Here is an 18,478-nt window from a genome sequence, read left to right as displayed (position 1 = left end):
ATGGGCGCTCAGCTTCGCGTTTACAAGCGCCGCATCCAAGCCGTCACCGCGACCAAGAAGATCACCAAGGCGATGGAGATGATCGCCGCCTCGCGCATCGTCAAGGCGCAGCGCAAGGTGGCGGCGTCGATGCCGTACGCGACCGAGCTCACCCGTGCGGTGACCGCGGTGGCGACCGGCTCCAACACCAAGCACCCGCTCACCACCGAGGCCGAGGCCCCGGTGCGGGCCGCGGTCCTGCTCCTCACGAGCGACCGCGGTCTGGCCGGCGGCTACTCCTCCAACGCCATCAAGGCCGCGGAGAAGCTGCGGGAGCGGCTGGCGGCCGAGGGCAAGGAGGTCGACACGTACATCGTCGGCCGTAAGGGTGTCGCCTACTACGGCTTCCGCGAGCGCAAGGTCGTGGAGTCGTGGACCGGCTTCACGGACAGCCCGGAGTACGCGGACGCCAAGAAGATCGCCGCGCCCTTGATCGAGTCCATCACCAAGGACACGGCCGAGGGTGGCGTCGACGAGCTGCACATCGTCTTCACGGAGTTCGTGTCGATGATGACGCAGAACGCGGTCGACGGCCGGATGCTGCCGCTCTCGCTCGACGAGGTCGCGACGGAGAGCCGCGCGAAGGACGAGATCCTTCCGCTGTTCGACTTCGAGCCGTCGGCGGAGGACGTCCTCGACGCCCTCCTGCCGCGCTACGTCGAGAGCCGTATCTACAACGCACTGCTGCAGGCGGCCGCTTCCGAGCACGCCGCCCGCCGCCGCGCGATGAAGTCGGCGACCGACAACGCCGGGGACCTGATCAAGAGCCTCTCCCGGCTTGCCAACGCGGCCCGCCAGGCCGAAATCACCCAGGAAATCAGCGAGATCGTCGGCGGTGCAGGTGCGCTGGCCGACGCGTCCGCGGGGAGTGACAAGTAATGACGACGACAGTTGAGACGGCCGCTGCCACGGGCCGCGTCGCCCGGGTCATCGGCCCGGTCGTCGACGTGGAGTTCCCCGTCGACGCGATGCCGGAGATCTACAACGCCCTGCACGTCGAGGTCGACGACCCGGCCGAGGCCGGCGCTCGTAAGACGCTGACCCTCGAGGTCGCCCAGCACCTGGGTGACGGCGTGGTCCGCGCGATCTCGATGCAGCCCACCGACGGTCTGGTCCGCCAGGCCCCGGTGACCGACACGGGTGCGGGCATCACCGTCCCCGTCGGTGACATCACCAAGGGCAAGGTGTTCAACACCCTCGGCCAGATCCTGAACGAGCCGGAGGCCGAGGCGCAGATCACCGAGCGCTGGCCGATCCACCGCAAGGCCCCGGCCTTCGACCAGCTCGAGTCGAAGACCGAGATGTTCGAGACCGGCCTGAAGGTCGTCGACCTGCTGACCCCGTACGTCAAGGGCGGCAAGATCGGTCTGTTCGGTGGTGCGGGCGTCGGCAAGACGGTCCTCATCCAGGAAATGATCATGCGTGTGGCGAAGCTGCACGACGGTGTGTCGGTGTTCGCCGGCGTCGGTGAGCGCACCCGTGAGGGCAACGACCTCATCGACGAGATGACGGACTCGGGCGTTCTGGAGAAGACCGCGCTGGTCTTCGGCCAGATGGACGAGCCGCCGGGCACGCGTCTTCGCGTGGCCCTGTCCGCCCTGACCATGGCGGAGTACTTCCGCGATGTGCAGAAGCAGGACGTGCTGCTCTTCATCGACAACATCTTCCGCTTCACGCAGGCCGGTTCCGAGGTCTCCACGCTGCTCGGCCGCATGCCGTCCGCGGTGGGTTACCAGCCGACCCTGGCCGACGAGATGGGTGTGCTCCAGGAGCGCATCACCTCGACGCGTGGTCACTCGATCACCTCGATGCAGGCGATCTACGTCCCCGCGGACGACCTGACCGACCCGGCCCCGGCCACCACGTTCGCCCACCTCGACGCGACGACGGTTCTCTCCCGTCCGATCTCCGAGAAGGGCATCTACCCGGCCGTGGACCCGCTGGACTCCACGTCCCGCATCCTGGACCCGCGCTACATCGCGCAGGACCACTACGACACGGCCAGCCGCGTCAAGGGGATCCTGCAGAAGTACAAGGACCTCCAGGACATCATCGCGATCCTCGGTATCGACGAGCTGGGCGAGGAGGACAAGCTCGTTGTCCACCGTGCCCGTCGCGTCGAGCGCTTCCTGTCGCAGAACACCCACGCCGCGAAGCAGTTCACCGGCCTGGACGGTTCGGACGTTCCGCTCGACGAGTCGATCGCCGCGTTCAACGCGATCTGTGACGGGGAGTACGACCACTTCCCCGAGCAGGCGTTCTTCATGTGCGGTGGCATCGAGGACCTCAAGGCCAACGCCAAGGAGCTCGGCGTCTCCTGAGCCTCCGGCTCACCGAGGGGGGTGGGTGTGTCCCGCCCCCCTCACCACGCCCCGTAGAATTGACCCAACACCCGGCACGACCGCCGGGTGGTGACCCGAGGAGCCACCCTTGGCTGCTGAGCTGCATGTCGAGCTGGTCGCCGCGGACCGCAGTGTCTGGTCCGGCGAGGCCACCCTCGTTGTCGCACGTACCACGTCCGGCGACATCGGCGTCATGCCCGGTCACCAGCCGCTCCTGGGTGTGCTGGAATCGGGCCCGGTGACGATCCGTACGAGCGACGGCTCCACTGTCGTCGCCGCCGTGCACGGCGGTTTCATCTCCTTCGCGGACGACAAGCTGTCGCTCCTGGCGGAGATCGCCGAGCTGGCGGACGAGATCGATGTCGAGCGCGCGGAGCGTGCGTTCGAGCGTGCGAAGTCGGACACGGACAGCGCTGCCGAGCGCCGCGCCGATGTGCGACTGCGTGCGGTGGCGGTTCACTAGCCACCCCGCGAAACGGCTTTACCCTCAGCCGCGGCCCGAGCTGGAGACCTCTCCAGACCGTGTCGCGGCTGAGGCGATGCAGGTGCAGGTGCGGTTCGTGCGGTATCCGTTTACTCGATGACGCGAGGAGGTCGGTGGAGATGGTCCTCGCGCTGTGGGTGGGCGGGCTCGTCGTCGCACTGGTCCTGTTGGGGCTCTTCGTCTTCGGTCTGCGCCGGCGGCTGATTCAGCGCTCCGGCGGGACCTTCGACTGCAGCCTGCGGTGGGACGTGCCGGCGGAGCCCGATCTCTCGGGCAAGGGCTGGGTCTACGGAGTCGCCCGGTACAGCGGCGACAAGCTGAACTGGTTCCGGGTCTTCAGCTACTCCCCGCGACCCCGCCGGGTGCTGGAGCGCGCCTCGATCGAGGTGGTCGCCCGCCGGCTGCCCGAGGGCGAGGAGGAGCTCGCGCTGCTCTCCGACGCCGTCATCCTCGGCTGCCTCCACCGGGAGACCCGCCTGGAGCTAGCGATGACCGAGGACGCTCTCACCGGATTCCTCGCCTGGCTGGAGGCAGCCCCGCCCGGCCAGCGAGTCAATGTGGCCTGAGCAGAGGGCTGTCGCTGGTTGGGGGTCCCCCCGGACGGAGTCTGGGGGAGAGTCGATGTGGCCTGAATAGAAGGCTGTCGCTGGTTGGGGGTCCCCCCGGACGGAGTCTGGGGGAGAGTCAATGTGGCCTGAACAGAGGGCTGTCGCTGGTTGGGGGTCCCCCCGGACGGAGTCTGGGGGAGAGTCGATGTGGCCTGAGCAGAGGGCTGTCGCTGGTTGGGGCCCCCGGACTGCGTCCGGGGGAGGGCCCACGTGGCCTGCGGCCGCGGGACAGACGAAAACCGGGGAGACAGGGGGCGGACCTGTCTCCCCGGTGCTTTTTCCGGGGGGTTACGCGACGAGCTGTGCGGCCGGGACTACTTGAGACCGTTGTTCATCGCGCTCACGAGCTCACCGTTGCTGGTGTCTCCGCTGAACTCCCAGAAGAACGCGCCTCCCAGGCCCTGGTTCTTCGCCCACGTCATCTTGGACGTGATGGTGGCCGGGGTGTCGTAGCTCCACCAGTTGGTGCCGCAGTGCGCGTACGCCGTGCCCGCGATCGTGCCGGTGGAGGGGCAGCTGTTCTTGAGGACCTTGTAGTCCTCGATCCCGGCCTCGTACGTGCCGGGCGCCGCGCCGGTGGCGGTGCCGCCGGGCGCGTCCTGGGTGACGCCGGTCCAGCCGCGGCCGTAGAAGCCGATGCCGAGCAGCAGCTTCGAGGCGGGGACGCCCTGGGCCTTCAGCTTGGCGATGGCCTCGGTCGCGGTGAAGCCGGCCTTCGGGATGCCGCTGTACGAGGTGAGCGGGGAGTGCGGGGCGGTCGGGCCCTTCGCATCCCAGGCGCCGAAGAAGTCGTACGTCATCACGTTGTACCAGTTCAGCGACTGAGCGGCGCCCGCGTAGTCCGCGAGGTCGATCTTGCCGCCCGCCGAGCCGTCGGCCGTGATGGCCGCGGTCACCAGGTTGCTGCTGCCGAACTTCGTACGCAGTGCGGAGGTGAGGGCCTTCAGCGAGGCCGGACCGCTGGTGTCACAGGTCAGGCCGCAGGCGTTGGGGTACTCCCAGTCGATGTCGATGCCGTCGAAGACATCGGCCCAACGGGGGTCCTCGACCAGGTCGTAGCAGGACTGGGCGAACGCGGCCGGGTTCTGGGCGGCCTGGCCGAAGCCGCCCGACCAGGTCCAGCCGCCGAACGACCACAGGACCTTGATGTGCGGGTACTTCGCCTTCAGCTTGCGCAGCTGGTTGAAGCTGCCGCGCAGCGGCTGGTCCCAGGTGTCGGCGACGCCGTCGACGGACTGGTCGGCGGTGTACGCCTTGTCGTAGTCGGCGTAGGAGTCGCCGATGGTGCACTTGCCGTTCTGGACGTTGCCGAAGGCGTAGTTGATGTGCGTGATCTTCGCGGCGGAGCCGGAGGTGTCCAGGTTCTTGACGTGGTAGTTCCGGCCGTAGACGCCCCACTCGGCGAAGTAGCCGAGGTTGACCTTGTCACCGGTGCCCGTGCCGGGGTCGGTGCCTCCGCCGCCGGTGGTGTGCACCTTGACCGCGCCGCTGGCGGGGCCGGTCTGGTCGGCGGTGTCCCGGGCCCGGACGGTGTACGAGTAGTCGGTGCCCGCGGTGAGGCCGGAGTTCGTGTACGTGGTGCCGGTGACCGTGGCGACGACGGCGCCGTCCCGCAGGACGTCGTAGTTCTTGATGCCGTGGTCGTCGGTGGCGGCGCTCCAGCTGATCTTCGCGGAGGTGTCGGTGATCCCGCTGGCGGTGGGCGTGCCCGGCGCCGAGGGGGCGTTGTCGCCGGGGACGCTGCCGCCGTCGCAGGACGCGCCGTTCAGCTTGCAGCCGCTGGGGGAGCCGGAGCCGGTGCCGTTGAAGCCGAAGCTGACGCTGGCTCCGGGTGCGACGGTGCCGTTCCAGCCGAGGTTCTTGGCCGTCCAGTGGGTTCCGGAGCTGGTGACGGTGGCGTCCCAGGCGGAGCCGACCGCGGTGCCGGAGGGGAAGTCCCACTCGATGGTCCAGGAGGACAGGGAGGTGGTGCCGGTGTTCTTCACCGTCCACTGGCCCTCGAAGCCACTGCCCCAGTCGGACTTCTTGACGTACGTGGCGGTGGCGGAGGTGGCTGCCTCGGCGGGGGAGGCCATGCCGACCAGCGCGGCCAGCGGGAGGAGCAGGGCGGTGAGGCCCGCGACTGCTCGGGATCTGGTGGCTTTTCCGGCCCCGATTCTGAATCGGGTCCGGCGGGGGGTCTCAGTGCTCAACGGTGCTCCTCGGGTGAGGTCCGGCCAGATATGGGGGGTGATCCGTGGACTGCAAACCCTGCGCCGCCCAGAGCCCGGCTTGTCATGGCGGGCTCACCGCAGTGTGCTCGGTGAGATTAGGAAGGTCTGGACCAATCGTCAAGAGGTCCAGACCAAAGTTCGGAGTCGTGCCCGGATAAACCTCAGACGCCCAACTCCTGCGCCAGGACCGCCGCCTGGACCCGGCTGCGCAGCCCCAGCTTCCCCAGCAACCGGCTGACGTGCGTCTTCACCGTCGCCTCGGCCATCGACAGCCGGACCGCGATCTCCGCGTTCGCCATGCCCTCCCCGAGACAGCCGAGCACCTCGCGCTCACGCCGGGTGAGCGCGTCCAGCACCGCCCGGTCGGCACTGGCCGACTGCGCGGCCGCGGCGGTCCCGGCGAACTCCGCGATCAGCCGGCGCGTCACCGACGGGGCGATCAGGCCCTCGCCGCGCGCCACCGTACGGACCGCCTCGATCAGCCCGCGCGCCTCGGTGTCCTTCAGCAGGAAGCCCGACGCCCCCGCCCGCAGCGCGCCGAACACGTACGCGTCCAGGTCGAACGTCGTCAGCACCAGGACGTCCGCCAGCCCCTCCGCGACCACCTGCTTCGTCGCGGAAACCCCGTCGAGCCGGGGCATCTGGATGTCCATCAGCACCAGATCCGGGCGCAGTTCGCGGGCCAGCTTGACGGCCTCCTCGCCATCGCCCGCCTCCGCGACGACCTCGATGTCCGGTGCGCTGCCCAGGATGAGCACCAGCCCCGCCCGTACGGCCGACTGGTCCTCGGCCACCAGAACCCGGATCGTCATTCCCTCACGCTTCCTTCCGTCACGGGCAGGTGGGCCCGTACCCGCCAGATCTTCCGCCCGTCGTCCGGGGGCGCCGGGCCCGCCTCGAACTCCCCGCCGAGCAGCGCGACGCGCTCCCGCATCCCGATCAGCCCGGCCCCCGACCCCGGCGCGCGGGGCCCCGGCCGGTCCCCGAGGACGCTGGCCACCTCCACCGTCAGCAGCTCTCCCGTCTGCCCCAGCCGTACCGTGACCGGTCCGGGCGCGGCGTGCTTGAGCGCGTTGGTGAGGGACTCCTGGACGATGCGGTACGCAGCCAGCTCGACGGGGGCGGGCAGCCGGCCGGAATCGGTGCGGGCGTCGTCCAGAGTGCAGGTCAGTCCGCTGGACGCGGCGTTCGTACGATGCTGCTCGACGAGGGCGTCCAGCGAGGCCAGTGTCGGCGAGCTGCTCGGCACCGCGTCCCGCGCGCCGGTGCGCAACAGCCCGATCAGACGGCGCATTTCGGCCAGACCGTCGACGCTGTTCTCGCGGATGACGCCGAGGGCGTCGCGGGACGTCGCCGGATCGTCGATGGAGAGCGCGGCGGTGGAGTGAATGGCGATGGCGGAGAGGTGGTTGGCGACCATGTCGTGCAGTTCGCGTGCCATCCGGGCGCGTTCGGCGGTCACCGCCTGTACGCGGTCCATCTCGGCCAGCAGGGCGGTCTGATCGGCGCGCAGCCGGGCGGTCTCCGCGGCGTCGCGGTGGTTGCGCACGCTGACGCCGGTGAGCGCGGGCGCGAACGAGACCAGCCCGGTGACGATGCCGATGAGCACGGCCTCGGCGTCGCGGAGCCAGGCGAGGAAGCCGATGGTGACACCGACCGTGATCAGGAACGTGGTCACCGGGATGCGGCGGGCTGCCGCCGGGGTCCCGTACAGCACGGCCGCGTACATGAGGTCGGTGTACATCAGCACGGTCGCCAGGTTCCCCGGGGTGAACTGGTCGGCGACGAGGGCGAACGTGCCGACGACCAGCGCCGTCTGGGGGGCGCTCCGGCGCAGCAGCTCGGCCCCCGAGACCACGGCGAGCGGGATGAGGGGGAGCCAGGGCGGGTCGAAGAGCCGGCCCGTCTGCATGTGCAGACCGAGCAGCGCGAGGACCGCTCCGCCGAGCAGCCCGACGACCGCGATGAGGACGTCGCCGGGGTGGGGGCGGGCCGGGCGGCGGAGGCGGGTGGCCGGTGAGAACACCCTCCCATCCAACACGTCCGGTCCGCGGCCCACGTCCGTACCGGGAGCGAGGCGGCACTACATCGAAGGATGCAGTGGCCTTTCGTCAACGGGGCCGATGATCCGGGACGGCGGGGCCGCGACGCTGGAAGGGAGGGAAAGGAGACGGACCGTGATCGTCACACTGATCGTTCTCTGCGAGATCGGCTTCTGGGTGCTGCTGGCCGCCGGGCTCGCGCTGCGCTACGCGGCGAAGAAGCCGCGCATGGGCGCCGCCGTGCTGCTGTGCGAGCCGCTGCTGGAGGTCGTGCTGCTGGTGGTGACGGCCGTCGACCTGAAGAACGGCGCCGACCCGGACTGGAAGCACGGGTTGGCCGCCGTCTACATCGGCTTCACGCTGGGCCTCGGTCATTCCACCATCAAGTGGATCGACGCCCGGGTCGCCCACCGCTTCGCGGGCGGCCCGCCGCCGGTGAAGCCGCCGAACTACGGGAGGGCGCGGGCCGTGCACGAGTGGCGGGTGGCCAGGCGGTGGACGGTGGCCTCGGTGACGGCGCTGGCCCTGTTGCAGGCGGCGGTCTGGTACGTGGGCGGAGACGGGGACACGGCTTCGCTGCGGGCTTGGCAGGAGAGGATGCTGTTCCTGCTCGGGCTCAACCTGGTGATCGCGGGGAGCTACACGCTCTTCCCGAAGCGGGCTCCCGCGGGCGACACGAAGCACGTGCCGGGGCCGCCCGCGGGGTGAGGACCCGCTGGATGCCGGGGCCGCCCGCGGGCGAGGACCCGCGGGAGACCCTGTGCGGGCCCGGTCAGCGGTCGCCGCCCGGCACCCACAGCACGTCGCCGACCTCCTTGTTCGCCACCCGGGCGAGGATGAAGAGCAGGTCCGAGAGCCGGTTGAGATAGGTCGCCGTCAGCGCGTTCATCACGTCGCCGTGCACCTCCAGCGCCGCCCAGGTGGACCGCTCCGCGCGCCGGACGACCGTGCACGCCTGGTGCAGCAGCGCCGCGCCCGGGGTGCCGCCCGGCAGGATGAAGCTGCGGAGCTTCTCGGTCTGCTCCAGGAAGTGGTCGCAGTCCGCCTCCAGCTTGTCGACGTACGACTGCTCGACCCGCAGCGGCGGGTACTTCGGCGACTCGACGACCGGAGTCGACAGGTCCGCGCCCACGTCGAACAGGTCGTTCTGCACCCGGACGAGGACCTTGACGACGTCCTCGCTCAGCTGCCCGAGCGCGATCGCCGTGCCGATGACCGCGTTGGCCTCGTTGGCGTCGGCGTACGCGGAGATCCGCAGATCGGTCTTGGCGGTCCGGCTCATGTCGCCGAGGGCGGTGGTGCCCGTGTCGCCGGTGCGGGTGTAGATGCGTGTCAGGTTGACCATGCGGTCAGCCTAGTTACGCACCGGCCCCGCGGAAGACGCGTGTGCCCACTGTCACGGCCAGTGCCGCGCATCCGAGGGCGACCAGGACGCCGTACAGCATGTGCGCGGTGGCGTACGAGCCCACGTACGCGTCCCGTACCGCGTCGACGAGGTAGCGGAACGGTGTGAGGTGCGACAGCACGTCCAGCCATCCCGGGCCCAGGCTCATCGGCAGCATCAGCCCGGAGAGCAGCATGGCCGGCATCGTGACCGCGTTGACCAGGGGGCCGAACCCCTGCGGCGTACTGACCTTCATGGCCAGGGCGTACGACAGCGAGGCCAGCGAGACCGTCAGGAGACCCACGAACGCGAAGCCGATCAGGACGCCGGGCAGCGGGGCGCGCAACCCCATGAGCAGGGCGGCCAGGACCAGCAGCACCGCCTGGAACATGAACAGCAGCGCATCGCGCAGCACCCGGCCCAGGAGCAGCGCCATCCGGCTGACCGGGGTGACCCGCATCCGTTCCACGACGCCGGTCGACTTGTCGATGATGAGGGCGAAACCGGCGAACGAGGCCCCGAACAGGCCGAGCTGGAGCAGCAGCCCGGGGACCAGGATCTGCCAGGAATCACCGGACGGGCCGAGCGGGAGCCCGGTGAGCAGCGGGCCGAAGAAGAGCAGGTACAGCAGCGGCATGAGGACGCCGAAGAGGATCTGGAACTTCGAGCGCAGGGTCTGGCGGACGTACCGGCCGAAGATGATTCCGGTGTCGTGGAGAAGCATGGGACTCGTTTCCTAGACGGCGACGGGAGTGGCGTCGGCGGAGGCGGGGGAGCGGCCGGTGATCGCCAGGAAGGCGTCCTGGAGGGAGGCGGTGGACGAGCCCGCGTAGCGGCTCTTCAGCGCGGCCGGCGTGCCCTCGGCCACGACCAGGCCGCCGTCGACCACGACGAGCCGGTCGGCCAGCGCGTCGGCTTCGTCGAGGTAATGGGTGGTGAGCACGACGGTCGTGCCGTACGTGTCGCGCAGCCCGCGCACCAGTTGCCACAGATCGGCGCGGCTGCCCGGGTCGAGGCCCGTGGTCGGCTCGTCGAGGAAGAGCACGGCCGGGCGGTGGGTGAGCCCCATCGCGAGGTCGAGCCGCCGCCGCTGTCCTCCGGAGAGCGTGAGCGTCCTGCGGTCCAGCAGGTCCGACAGGCCCAGGTCCCCGGCCAGCTCGACGGCCCGGGCGACCGCTTCGGTCCTGGCGAGCCGGTACATCCGGCCCTGGGTGACGAGCTCCTCCCGCACGGTGATGTGGGGGTCCACGCCGCCGGACTGAGCGACGTACCCGCACTTCCTGCGTACGCCCGCCGGGTTCGCGATCAGGTCGCAGCCCGCGACGGTGGCGGCTCCGCCGGTGGGGGCGAGCAGGGTCGTGAGCATGCGCAGGGTGGTGGTCTTGCCCGCGCCGTTGGGGCCGAGGAGGCCGACGATCTCGCCGGTCGCGACGGTCAGATCGATCGAGCGGACGGCCTCCACCGGGCCGGCCTTGGTGTCGAACGTCCGGGCCAGCCCGGCGGTGCTGATGATTGGCATAGCGACCACAAAAACAGACAGATTGAAAAATTGCAATGACGCCAAATATTCAAGGACCCCAGAGCGTCCTACGATGGGGTCATGGCTGAGGGACTCAGGGAGCGCAAGAAGCGCCAGACCAGGCAGTACCTCTCGGACGTGGCCACCGGTCTCTTCCTGGAGCGGGGATTCGACGCGGTCACGATCGCCGAGATCGCCCGGGCCGCCGACGTCTCGGTGAACACGGTCTACAACTACTTCCCGACCAAGGAGGACCTCTTCCTCGATCGCAGCCGGGGCGTCGTCGACCGCCTCTCGCGGTACGTCCGGGGCCGGGACAGGGGCGAGTCCGCGGCCGACGCCGTCCTGCGCGAACTGCGCATCCAGGTCGAGGGCGTGTCCCCCACCGTCGGCCTGATGGAGGGCTACGAGCGGTTCATGCGGGTCATCGAGGGCGCGGACAGCCTCAAGGCCCGCCTCTGGCACATCCAGCAGGAGGCCCTCCGGCATCTGGAGGGAACGCTTCGGGAGGAGTGCGGGAGCGGGCCCGGGGACCGGACCGCCTCCCTGGTGGCCGGTCAGCTCTCCTGGGTGCACGCGACGCTGATGGCGTACATCGGCGGCGAGATGGTGGCGGGCCGCAAGGCCGCCGAGGTGTCCCGCGACGCCCTCGTCCTGCTCGACGACATCGAGGACCTGCTGGGCGAAAAGGTACTCAACTACGCCCGGCTCCCCGCCGAATGACGCATCCCGGTGTGATGTCCGTCATTTGAGACGTGACGCGCATCTCTTCGCTGCCCCAGCACCCCTCACGGGTACTAACCTCCGCCGGAGAGCACGGAACAAGAACCGCCGAGAATGCATAGGGGTGCCAACGTGGCCAGGAAGCTCGCCGTCATCGGCGCCGGACTCATGGGGTCCGGTATCGCGCAGGTCTCCGCCCAGGCGGGCTGGGACGTCGTGCTGCGTGATGTCACCGACGCGGCGCTGACCCGTGGCCGTGACGGCATCAAGGCCTCGTACGACAAGTTCGTCTCCAAGGGCAAGCTGGCGGAGTCCGACGCCGAGGCGGCGCTCGCCCGCATCACCACGACCACCGATCTCGACGCCGTCGCCGACGCGGACGTCGTCGTCGAGGCCGTCTTCGAGAAGCTGGAGGTGAAGCACGACATCTTCCGGAGCCTCGACAAGATCGTCCGGGAGGACGCGGTGCTCGCCTCCAACACCTCCGCCATCCCGATCACCAAGATCGCGGCCGTGACGGAGCGCCCCGAGCGCGTCGTCGGCGTGCACTTCTTCTCGCCGGTTCCGATGATGCAGCTCTGCGAACTCGTACGCGGCTACAAGACCAGCGACGAAACGCTCGCCGCCGCGCGGGAGTTCGCCGAGTCGGTCGGCAAGACCTGCATCGTGGTCAACCGTGACGTGGCCGGCTTCGTCACCACCCGGCTGATCTCGGCGCTCGTCGTCGAGGCCGCCAAACTGTACGAGTCGGGCGTCGCCTCGGCCGAGGACATCGACATCGCCTGCAAGCTCGGCTTCGGCCACGCCATGGGCCCCCTCGCCACCGCGGACCTGACCGGCGTCGACATCCTGCTGCACGCCACCGGCAACATCTACACCGAGTCCCAGGACGAGAAGTTCGCCGCTCCGGAGCTGATGCGCCGGATGGTCGATGCAGGTGACATCGGCCGCAAGAGCGGGCAGGGCTTCTACACCTACTGATCGTTTCCGGGGCCCGGGCTGCCTGATCCGCCGTCGGTCGGGCCCGGGGTTCCGGGGGCCGTCTTCCGGAAGCACAGGGCCGGCAGGGGTTCCACGGCGGGCCTCGGTCACTCCACGGAGTGAATTCGGTATCGGTTCGCTTACAGACGGCAACCTCCCTGTCGCTGCCGCAGTCAGTTGGGGCAGAGACAGTTTCAGACAGACCGAACCACGCCACGGAGCCTTCCAGGGGAGCGCATATGCACATCAGGGGCGACCACGCCGAGCTGGTCGTCGGGGGCCGCCTCGATGTCCGAAGCGCGGCGGACGCCCGTACGGTCCTGCACTCGGCTCTCGACGACGGAGCCGGCGATCTGGTGCTCGACCTGACCGAGCTGGATTCGTGGGACGCCACCGGGCTGGGCGTCATCATGGGAGCGCACCGCCGGGCCGGGCGCGCCGGACGGCGGCTGGTGCTCCGCGGCGTACCGCCGCAGATGCAACGCCTGCTGGTGGCCACCCGGCTGCACCGCATCCTGGCCATCGAAGGCGGGATCGCCGCGGAATCGCTCCCGCGCGTCTGAGGGTGCCCGGCCGCGGACCCCGTCGCCGGGGCCGGCTGCGGGCGTCCCTCCCGGCTCCGGCCGGGGGCGTTCCGGGGGCCGGACGGAGCCACACAATCCTCACGAGACCGTGATCTGCGGGGCGGCGCGCCACCCCGGATGTTCGTAGATACTGTGCGAAGGTTTAGGGTTCGGCCGTCTGCCGATTGACGGACCCACCTGGCGGACACCGGACCGGAGCGACAGCTGGGCGTGCGAGGCCGGGAGGGACAACCGCGCTCGACGCGTCTTGGGGGCTTTGGCGATGGACCCGACACACCGGGGGCCGGAAGAGTACGGCCACGACAGCGACGGCTTCGCCGAGGAAGCCGGCCGGCGCCGTCCTGCACGCGATCCGCTGACCCCCGATTTCAGTCAGCAAACACCGCAACAGGCCCGCGTCGTCACCCTCATATCCGGCGACCTCCTGCTCACCGTCAACCCCGTCGACGGCAGCGAGGTCGAACCGTGTCCGCCCGGAGAGCAGCCCTCAGCACCCGCCCGGCGCACTCCCGCGGAGCGGGCCGACCGTGAGCGGGCCGCCGCGCCCCCGGTCCCGCCCGGCCCTCCCGTTCCCCGGCTTCCCCTGCTGCAGCGCGAGGACGTTCACGAACGGCTGACGCGCCTGCTGGCCCGCGGCCGCTCCGTACGGCTCACCGGACCGGCCGGTTCCGGCCGTACCGCGCTGCTGGACGCCGTGGCCGCCGACTGCGCGGAACTCGCCCCGGACGGAGTCGTCCGGCTGAACGGCCACAAGCGCACCGTCACCGACATCCTCCACGGACTCTTCGAGGCCGTTCACGACGCGCCGCTGCACCGCCCGGACCGGGAACTGCTGCGGGCGAAGCTGCGGGCGACCGGCGCGGTCGTCGTCCTGGACGACCTCGAGTTCGGCGGCGCCGCGCTGGACGAACTGCTCGGCGCGACGCCCGAATGCGCCTTCCTGCTGGCCGCCACGCCCGACGTCGCCGCGCCCGGCCCCGACTCCCACCTCGACGAGGTCTTCCTCGACGGTCTCGACCGCGCCGCGTCGGTCGACCTCATGGAGCGGGTGGTCGAGCGCAAGCTCACCGAGGAGGAGGCCAACTGGGCGGGCGACCTCTGGTTCGAGTCCGAGGGCCTTCCGCTGCGCTTCGTGCAGGCGGGGGCACTGCTGCGTCAGCGCGACATGCTGACCACCGACCCGACCGCGTACGACGAGTACGGGTACCTGGAGAACCGGCCCGTCGCGCCCGTCACCGAGTCGCCGGCGGCCGACGAGGCCGAGGACGCGGAGGCCGCCGAGGTCGCGCTGCCCAGTCTCGGTGAGGGCGCCGCCCCCGCCGCGCTGCTCGCCTCACGGCTGAGCGGGGCGGCTCGGGACGCCCTGCGCTTCGCGGTCGCGCTCGGCGGCGAGGTGCCGCACCAGGCGCATCTGCCGGCGCTCGTGGGCGACACCCACGCCGACGCGGCACTCGGCGAGCTGGCCGGCTGCGGACTGCTGTCCCCGGCCGGCTCCCGCTACCGCTTGGCCGCCGGCGTCCTCGCCCAGCTGGAGGCCGCCGGATACGGCGACGACGCCACGGACCGGGCCCGGACGGTGGCCCAGCACTACGCCTGGTGGGCCGGTCACCCCTCCGTCACCCCCGCACGGGTGGTCGCCGAGGCCGACGCGATCGTCGCGGCGATGGCGCAGCTGGTGCCGGGGGACGGGGCCGGGCAGACCAGCGTCGCCGTGCTCCTGGCCCGCAGCGCCTCGCCCGCCTTCGCCGCCGGGCTGCACTGGAGCGCCTGGGAGAGGGCCCTGCGGATCGGCCAGGAGGCGGGCCGGATCGCCGGTGAGGTCGCCGAAGAGGCGTACTTCCACCATGAGTTGGGTGTTCTCGCCCTCTGCGCCGGGAACCTCGACCGGGCCAGGGCCGAGCTGGAGACGTCCATCAGCATGCGCGGGGCGCTCGCCGACAAGTCCGGCGCGGTGGCCGGGCGCCGGGCTCTCGCCCTGGTCGAGGACCGTTCCGGTGGACCGGCCGTGAGCGGTGTTCCGGCGGGCAGTGCCCCGTCGGGCGGCGCTCCGGCGGCCGACCTGATCCCGGCCTACCGCTTCGAGGCCTCGCCGCCCCGCGGTCTGCCGGCCGCGATCCCTGTCTCGGTGCCGCGGCCCTACACGGACGAGGCCACCGTCGTGGCCCGGCAGAGCGCGCCGGAGAACGGCGACGAGGGCGGCGGCCGTTTCGCGATGCTGGGCGGGGCCCGGCGCAATCTGGTCGCGGCCGGTGCGGGAGTGCTGCTGGCGGGGGTGCTCGGCACGGTGGTGACCCTCGGCCTCACCTCGAACAGCGATCCTCAGGGGGACCCGGGGGCCTCGACCGAGCAGTCGGTGACCGGGGGCGGCGACACGGAGGACGAGCTGCCGGCCGAGGAGACGACGGACGGCACCACTCCGTCCGCCAAGGCGTCCGGATCCGGTTCCGCGTCGACGCCGGTGACCCCGGGGCCGTCGGGGAGCGGATCGGCCGTGCCGGGTGACGGGGGCTCGTCCGCGGGGGCCACCGCTTCCTCTGCGTCGGCTCCGCCGTCGACGGGTGAGGAGACTCCGGACCGGCCGTCGCCGACGGAGACGGCGTCGGAGACGACGAAGCCGACGCCGACGAGGTCCGGTCCGTCGTCGGTCAGTCCGCCGCCGTCGCCGTCGGACTCCACCGACCCGACGCCCACGGAGTCGGAGACGGCGCCGTCCGTGCCGGATACGTCCGACTCGGCGAGCGGCCCCTCGGGGGTCACGGGCGCGAGTCCGTCGGTGACCTGAGCCGGGGCGCCCTGGGGCGCCCTGTCCTGAACACCGGACGGGCTCGATGTGGGTGCCCGGCCGGTGAGTTCGCCGGGCTCGGGCGAGAGGGCACCGTCCCCAAGCACCGGACGGGTTTGATGGGGTCCCCGTCCTCGAGCACCCGAGGGGCCGGTGAGGCGGGCCGCTCGGGCTTCGGGGCCCGAGGCGCTCGGCCCGCCGAAGGCCGTGGGTCAGAACAGTCTCAGCTTGTCGTCCTCGATGCCGCGCATCGCGTCGTAGTCGAGGATCACGCAGCCGATACCCCGGTCCGTCGCCAGGACGCGGGCCTGGGGCTTGATCTCCTGGGCGGCGAAGATGCCCTTCACCGGCGCCAGGTGGGGGTCGCGGTTGAGCAGTTCCAGGTAGCGGGTCAGCTGCTCCACGCCGTCGATGTCGCCACGGCGCTTCAGTTCGACCGCCACCGTCTGCCCGTCGGCGTCGCGGCACAGGATGTCCACGGGGCCGATGGCGGTGAAGTACTCGCGGCGGATGAGCGTGTAGCCCTCGCCGAGCGTCTCGATCCGGTCGGCGAGCAGTTCCTGGAGGTGCGCCTCCACGCCGTCCTTGATCAGACCGGGGTCGACACCCAGCTCGTGGGACGAGTCATGGAGGATTTCCTCCATCGTGATGATCAGTTTTTCGCCCGCCTTGTTCACCACGGTCCAGACGCCCGCGGTGTCGTCGGCGCCCTCCTTCAGGGTGCAGGGCGGCGACATCCAGTTGAGCGGTTTGTACGCCCTGTCGTCGGCGTGAATCGACACGCTCCCGTCCGCCTTCACCAGGATCAGACGGGGAGCGGAGGGCAGGTGGGCCGTGAGCCGGCCCGCGTAGTCCACGGAGCAGCGGGCGATGACGAGACGCATGGTCGGCAACGCTACTCGACGACGGGCACTCGACGCGATTCACCCATCCGTCACTCCCTCCCCGGCCCGGAGCGGCGCTCTGCCTTGCCCCTCTTTGAACCCCTTCGTTATTGGCCGGTTGTGTTCCCAATCTCCTGGTGCGGCCCGGACTGCGCCCTTACCGTGGATGCAGGAGGTCGCCGTGCGTGCACGCTGCGTCGCCGTCCTTCTTCCCTGCCCGTAAGGCCCCGGCCCTCCGTCGGGGTCGCGAGAGGAGAACCCATGTCGCTCGACGTCTCACCGGCGCTGTTGGAACAGGCCGAGCGAGGCGAGGTCGACGAAGCCGACTTCGTCGACTGCGTCCGGACCTCCCTGCCCTACGCATGGGAGATGATCAGCTCGCTGGTCGCTCAGCTGAAGGTCGACGGCGGGGAGTTCGCCGACAACCAGACGCCGCCGCCCAACGAGCAGGCACGTGGTCAGCTGCTGCGTGCGCTCGCGAGTGATGCGATACGCGGCGCGCTGCAGCGGCACTTCGGGGTGCGACTGGCATTCCAGAACTGCCACCGCGTCGCGGTGTTCCCGCTGGACGCCTCGGTCGACGACCGGCTGGCCCGATTCACCTCGGTGAGGGGCCAGTTGCTCAACCAGTCGCCCGAACTCCGGGACTGCTGAACGCTTCCGCTGCCGCCCCGGGCCGCGGGAGGTGCAACTGGTCCGGGGCGGCAGCTCCCGTACGCACACCGTGAAACCCGTCCGTGTGGGTCATTCGAGGAGCGGCAGCACCTCGGTGCCCAGCCGCGCTACGTTCTCCTCCGTGGCCACGAGGTCTCCGGAACCCTCCACCAGGAGAGCGAAGCGGGTGATGCCCGTGCGCTCCGCCGTGGCCGCGAGGCGGTCCGCCGCGAGCCGGGGCGGGCCCACCGGATGAAGGCCGCACAGCAGCTCCGTGTATCCGACCGGGTCGCGCATCACGCGGTGCCGGCCGTCCACCGTCACATGGGCGTCGAGCCCCTGCCGCAGCCAGCCGGGCATCGCCTTGACGAGGGTCTCGCGGGCCTCCTCGGCCCGGTCCGCGATCTGGGCCACCCCCGCGGACACATGCCCCGCCTCCCGTACGCTCTCCGGCGCATGGCCCGCGGCGAGGGCGCAGGAGCGCCAGAGGGCGACCATCTCGGCCTTCTCCTCGTCGCCGCAGTGCATGCCGAGCAGCATCGGCAGGCCGTTCTCGGCGGCGAGCTTCACGCTCTTCGGCGACGTGCACGCGACGATCACCTCGGGGCCGCCGGGGCTCTCCCCGCTCTCCTCGTCGAGCAGCTCGTCGGCCCGGGGGACCACCGCCACCTCACGGAAGCCGTAGCGCTTCCCGCGGCCCGCCACCCGCGCCTCGCGCAGCCAGCCGAGCAGCAGCGCCAGGGACTCCGGGAAGCCGTTCTCGTACGCCTCGAGACCGCCGCCGAACACCTCCAGGTCGATCCAGGGGCCGCCCCGGCCCACGCCCAGGGTGAACCGGCCGCCGCTGGTGAGGTGCAGCAGCGCGGCCTGTTCGCCGAGCGCCACGGGATGCTGGGTCGGCAGCACGCTCACCGCCGTGCCGACGCGGATTCTGCGGGTGCGGCCCAGCAGCAGCGCGGCCAGCGTCACGGCCGACGGACAGACCCCGTACGGCACGAAATGATGTTCGGCCAGCCAGACCGAGTCGAGACCGGACTCCTCCGCGACCTCGGCGGACCGGATCGCGCGATGCAGCGCCTCTCCCGGCCCCTGGCCCGGAAACTGGGCTGCCAATACGAACGTTCCCACACGCATCGCCAGATACCTCCTTGCGGCCGACGCGGCTCTCCCCTACTGGCATCAACGTCTGACACGTGCCAAAGGCACGGTCCACGGAGAAGTTGTTGCGATTTTCCGGTA

Annotated in this window: 18 protein-coding genes; 10 read left to right on the top strand and 8 right to left on the bottom strand. The window is 70.7% G+C overall.

The features are described from left to right. The 4 genes from E6R60_RS24285 to E6R60_RS24270 all read left to right on the top strand — a co-directional run bounded on the left by E6R60_RS24285 (nucleotide 1) and on the right by E6R60_RS24270 (nucleotide 3,431). Nucleotides 1-918 (top strand): F0F1 ATP synthase subunit gamma, encoded by a 918-nt coding sequence (locus tag E6R60_RS24285; RefSeq protein ID WP_136328754.1) that lies wholly within the window; start codon nucleotides 1-3, stop codon nucleotides 916-918. Beyond that, nucleotides 918-2,360: a F0F1 ATP synthase subunit beta gene (gene atpD, locus E6R60_RS24280; protein ID WP_136328753.1), complete on the top strand. Its 1,443-nt coding sequence runs from the start codon at nucleotides 918-920 to the stop codon at nucleotides 2,358-2,360. The genes E6R60_RS24285 and atpD overlap by 1 nt, the downstream gene beginning before the upstream one ends. A 109-nt stretch (nucleotides 2,361-2,469) precedes the next feature. Next, entirely contained in the window at nucleotides 2,470-2,844 is a 375-nt protein-coding gene (locus tag E6R60_RS24275) for a F0F1 ATP synthase subunit epsilon (RefSeq protein ID WP_136328752.1), read from the top strand. Nucleotides 2,845-2,984: 140 nt separating this feature from the next. Beyond that, a complete protein-coding gene (locus tag E6R60_RS24270; protein WP_136328828.1) occupies nucleotides 2,985-3,431 on the top strand; it encodes a DUF2550 domain-containing protein in 447 nt (148 codons plus the stop codon). A 356-nt stretch (nucleotides 3,432-3,787) separates the two neighbouring features. Here the strand turns inward: E6R60_RS24270 and E6R60_RS24265 are convergent, their stop codons facing one another. The 3 genes from E6R60_RS24265 to E6R60_RS24255 form a co-directional block, all read right to left on the bottom strand. After that, nucleotides 3,788-5,665: a glycoside hydrolase family 18 chitinase gene (locus E6R60_RS24265; RefSeq protein ID WP_136328751.1), complete on the bottom strand. Its 1,878-nt coding sequence runs from the start codon at nucleotides 5,663-5,665 to the stop codon at nucleotides 3,788-3,790. A gap of 182 nt (nucleotides 5,666-5,847) precedes the next feature. Then, entirely contained in the window at nucleotides 5,848-6,498 is a 651-nt protein-coding gene (locus tag E6R60_RS24260; protein ID WP_136328750.1) for a response regulator transcription factor, read from the bottom strand. Beyond that, nucleotides 6,495-7,712, bottom strand: a complete 1,218-nt coding sequence (locus tag E6R60_RS24255; protein WP_136328749.1) for a histidine kinase — start codon at nucleotides 7,710-7,712, stop codon at nucleotides 6,495-6,497. The genes E6R60_RS24260 and E6R60_RS24255 overlap by 4 nt, the downstream gene beginning before the upstream one ends. Before the next feature lie 151 nt (nucleotides 7,713-7,863). Here E6R60_RS24255 and E6R60_RS24250 point away from each other — a divergent pair, with 151 nt between their 5' ends. Continuing rightward, entirely contained in the window at nucleotides 7,864-8,436 is a 573-nt protein-coding gene (locus E6R60_RS24250; RefSeq protein ID WP_136328748.1) for a hypothetical protein, read from the top strand. Between the two features lie 64 nt (nucleotides 8,437-8,500). Here E6R60_RS24250 and E6R60_RS24245 read toward each other — a convergent pair whose 3' ends face one another. Genes E6R60_RS24245 through E6R60_RS24235 form a run of 3 tightly spaced genes read right to left on the bottom strand, consistent with a single transcriptional unit; the run spans nucleotide 8,501 to nucleotide 10,631 of the window. Further along, nucleotides 8,501-9,073: a cob(I)yrinic acid a,c-diamide adenosyltransferase gene (locus E6R60_RS24245; RefSeq protein WP_136328747.1), complete on the bottom strand. Its 573-nt coding sequence runs from the start codon at nucleotides 9,071-9,073 to the stop codon at nucleotides 8,501-8,503. A 13-nt stretch (nucleotides 9,074-9,086) separates the two neighbouring features. Beyond that, the gene (locus tag E6R60_RS24240; RefSeq protein ID WP_136328746.1) at nucleotides 9,087-9,836 is read right to left on the bottom strand and encodes an ABC transporter permease; all 750 of its coding nucleotides are present in this window, start codon (nucleotides 9,834-9,836) and stop codon (nucleotides 9,087-9,089) included. Nucleotides 9,837-9,848: 12 nt separating this feature from the next. After that, complete coding sequence (locus E6R60_RS24235) at nucleotides 9,849-10,631, bottom strand: ATP-binding cassette domain-containing protein (RefSeq protein WP_136328745.1); 783 nt, start codon at nucleotides 10,629-10,631, stop codon at nucleotides 9,849-9,851. An 81-nt stretch (nucleotides 10,632-10,712) separates the two neighbouring features. Between E6R60_RS24235 and E6R60_RS24230 the strand changes: the two genes are divergently transcribed. The 4 genes from E6R60_RS24230 (at nucleotide 10,713) to E6R60_RS24215 (ending at nucleotide 15,701) form a co-directional block, all read left to right on the top strand. Then, nucleotides 10,713-11,354, top strand: a complete 642-nt coding sequence (locus E6R60_RS24230; protein ID WP_136328744.1) for a TetR/AcrR family transcriptional regulator — start codon at nucleotides 10,713-10,715, stop codon at nucleotides 11,352-11,354. 132 nt (nucleotides 11,355-11,486) lie between these two features. Continuing rightward, nucleotides 11,487-12,335, top strand: a complete 849-nt coding sequence (locus E6R60_RS24225; protein ID WP_136328743.1) for a 3-hydroxyacyl-CoA dehydrogenase family protein — start codon at nucleotides 11,487-11,489, stop codon at nucleotides 12,333-12,335. Between the two features lie 239 nt (nucleotides 12,336-12,574). Continuing rightward, complete coding sequence (locus tag E6R60_RS24220) at nucleotides 12,575-12,898, top strand: STAS domain-containing protein (protein ID WP_136328742.1); 324 nt, start codon at nucleotides 12,575-12,577, stop codon at nucleotides 12,896-12,898. A 283-nt stretch (nucleotides 12,899-13,181) separates the two neighbouring features. Next, the gene (locus tag E6R60_RS24215; protein WP_136328741.1) at nucleotides 13,182-15,701 is read left to right on the top strand and encodes an ATP-binding protein; all 2,520 of its coding nucleotides are present in this window, start codon (nucleotides 13,182-13,184) and stop codon (nucleotides 15,699-15,701) included. A gap of 212 nt (nucleotides 15,702-15,913) precedes the next feature. Here the strand turns inward: E6R60_RS24215 and nucS are convergent, their stop codons facing one another. After that, nucleotides 15,914-16,585, bottom strand: coding sequence for an endonuclease NucS (nucS, locus tag E6R60_RS24210; protein WP_136328740.1), 672 nt, complete (start codon nucleotides 16,583-16,585; stop codon nucleotides 15,914-15,916). A gap of 261 nt (nucleotides 16,586-16,846) precedes the next feature. Here nucS and E6R60_RS24205 point away from each other — a divergent pair, with 261 nt between their 5' ends. Beyond that, nucleotides 16,847-17,239 (top strand): SCO5389 family protein, encoded by a 393-nt coding sequence (locus E6R60_RS24205; RefSeq protein ID WP_136328739.1) that lies wholly within the window; start codon nucleotides 16,847-16,849, stop codon nucleotides 17,237-17,239. Between the two features lie 90 nt (nucleotides 17,240-17,329). Here E6R60_RS24205 and E6R60_RS24200 read toward each other — a convergent pair whose 3' ends face one another. Then, nucleotides 17,330-18,373, bottom strand: coding sequence for an LLM class flavin-dependent oxidoreductase (locus E6R60_RS24200; protein ID WP_136328738.1), 1,044 nt, complete (start codon nucleotides 18,371-18,373; stop codon nucleotides 17,330-17,332). Nucleotides 18,374-18,478 lie beyond the last annotated feature (105 nt).

Origin of the sequence: Streptomyces sp. A0642 (assembly GCF_004795105.1) — a bacterium.
Lineage (GTDB): Bacteria > Actinomycetota > Actinomycetes > Streptomycetales > Streptomycetaceae > Streptomyces.
This window is presented reverse-complemented; position numbering and strand designations above follow the sequence as displayed.

Coding starts and splice junctions, on each gene's coding strand:
- E6R60_RS24270 (WP_136328828.1), top strand. CDS start 2,985: ATGGTCCTCGCGCTGTGGGTGGGCGGGCTCGTCGTCGCACTGGTCCTG.
- E6R60_RS24230 (WP_136328744.1), top strand. CDS start 10,713: ATGGCTGAGGGACTCAGGGAGCGCAAGAAGCGCCAGACCAGGCAGTAC.
- E6R60_RS24245 (WP_136328747.1), bottom strand. CDS start 9,073: ATGGTCAACCTGACACGCATCTACACCCGCACCGGCGACACGGGCACC.
- E6R60_RS24215 (WP_136328741.1), top strand. CDS start 13,182: ATGGACCCGACACACCGGGGGCCGGAAGAGTACGGCCACGACAGCGAC.
- E6R60_RS24240 (WP_136328746.1), bottom strand. CDS start 9,836: ATGCTTCTCCACGACACCGGAATCATCTTCGGCCGGTACGTCCGCCAG.
- E6R60_RS24205 (WP_136328739.1), top strand. CDS start 16,847: ATGTCGCTCGACGTCTCACCGGCGCTGTTGGAACAGGCCGAGCGAGGC.
- E6R60_RS24200 (WP_136328738.1), bottom strand. CDS start 18,373: ATGCGTGTGGGAACGTTCGTATTGGCAGCCCAGTTTCCGGGCCAGGGG.
- E6R60_RS24260 (WP_136328750.1), bottom strand. CDS start 6,498: ATGACGATCCGGGTTCTGGTGGCCGAGGACCAGTCGGCCGTACGGGCG.
- atpD (WP_136328753.1), top strand. CDS start 918: ATGACGACGACAGTTGAGACGGCCGCTGCCACGGGCCGCGTCGCCCGG.
- E6R60_RS24285 (WP_136328754.1), top strand. CDS start 1: ATGGGCGCTCAGCTTCGCGTTTACAAGCGCCGCATCCAAGCCGTCACC.
- nucS (WP_136328740.1), bottom strand. CDS start 16,585: ATGCGTCTCGTCATCGCCCGCTGCTCCGTGGACTACGCGGGCCGGCTC.
- E6R60_RS24235 (WP_136328745.1), bottom strand. CDS start 10,631: ATGCCAATCATCAGCACCGCCGGGCTGGCCCGGACGTTCGACACCAAG.
- E6R60_RS24220 (WP_136328742.1), top strand. CDS start 12,575: ATGCACATCAGGGGCGACCACGCCGAGCTGGTCGTCGGGGGCCGCCTC.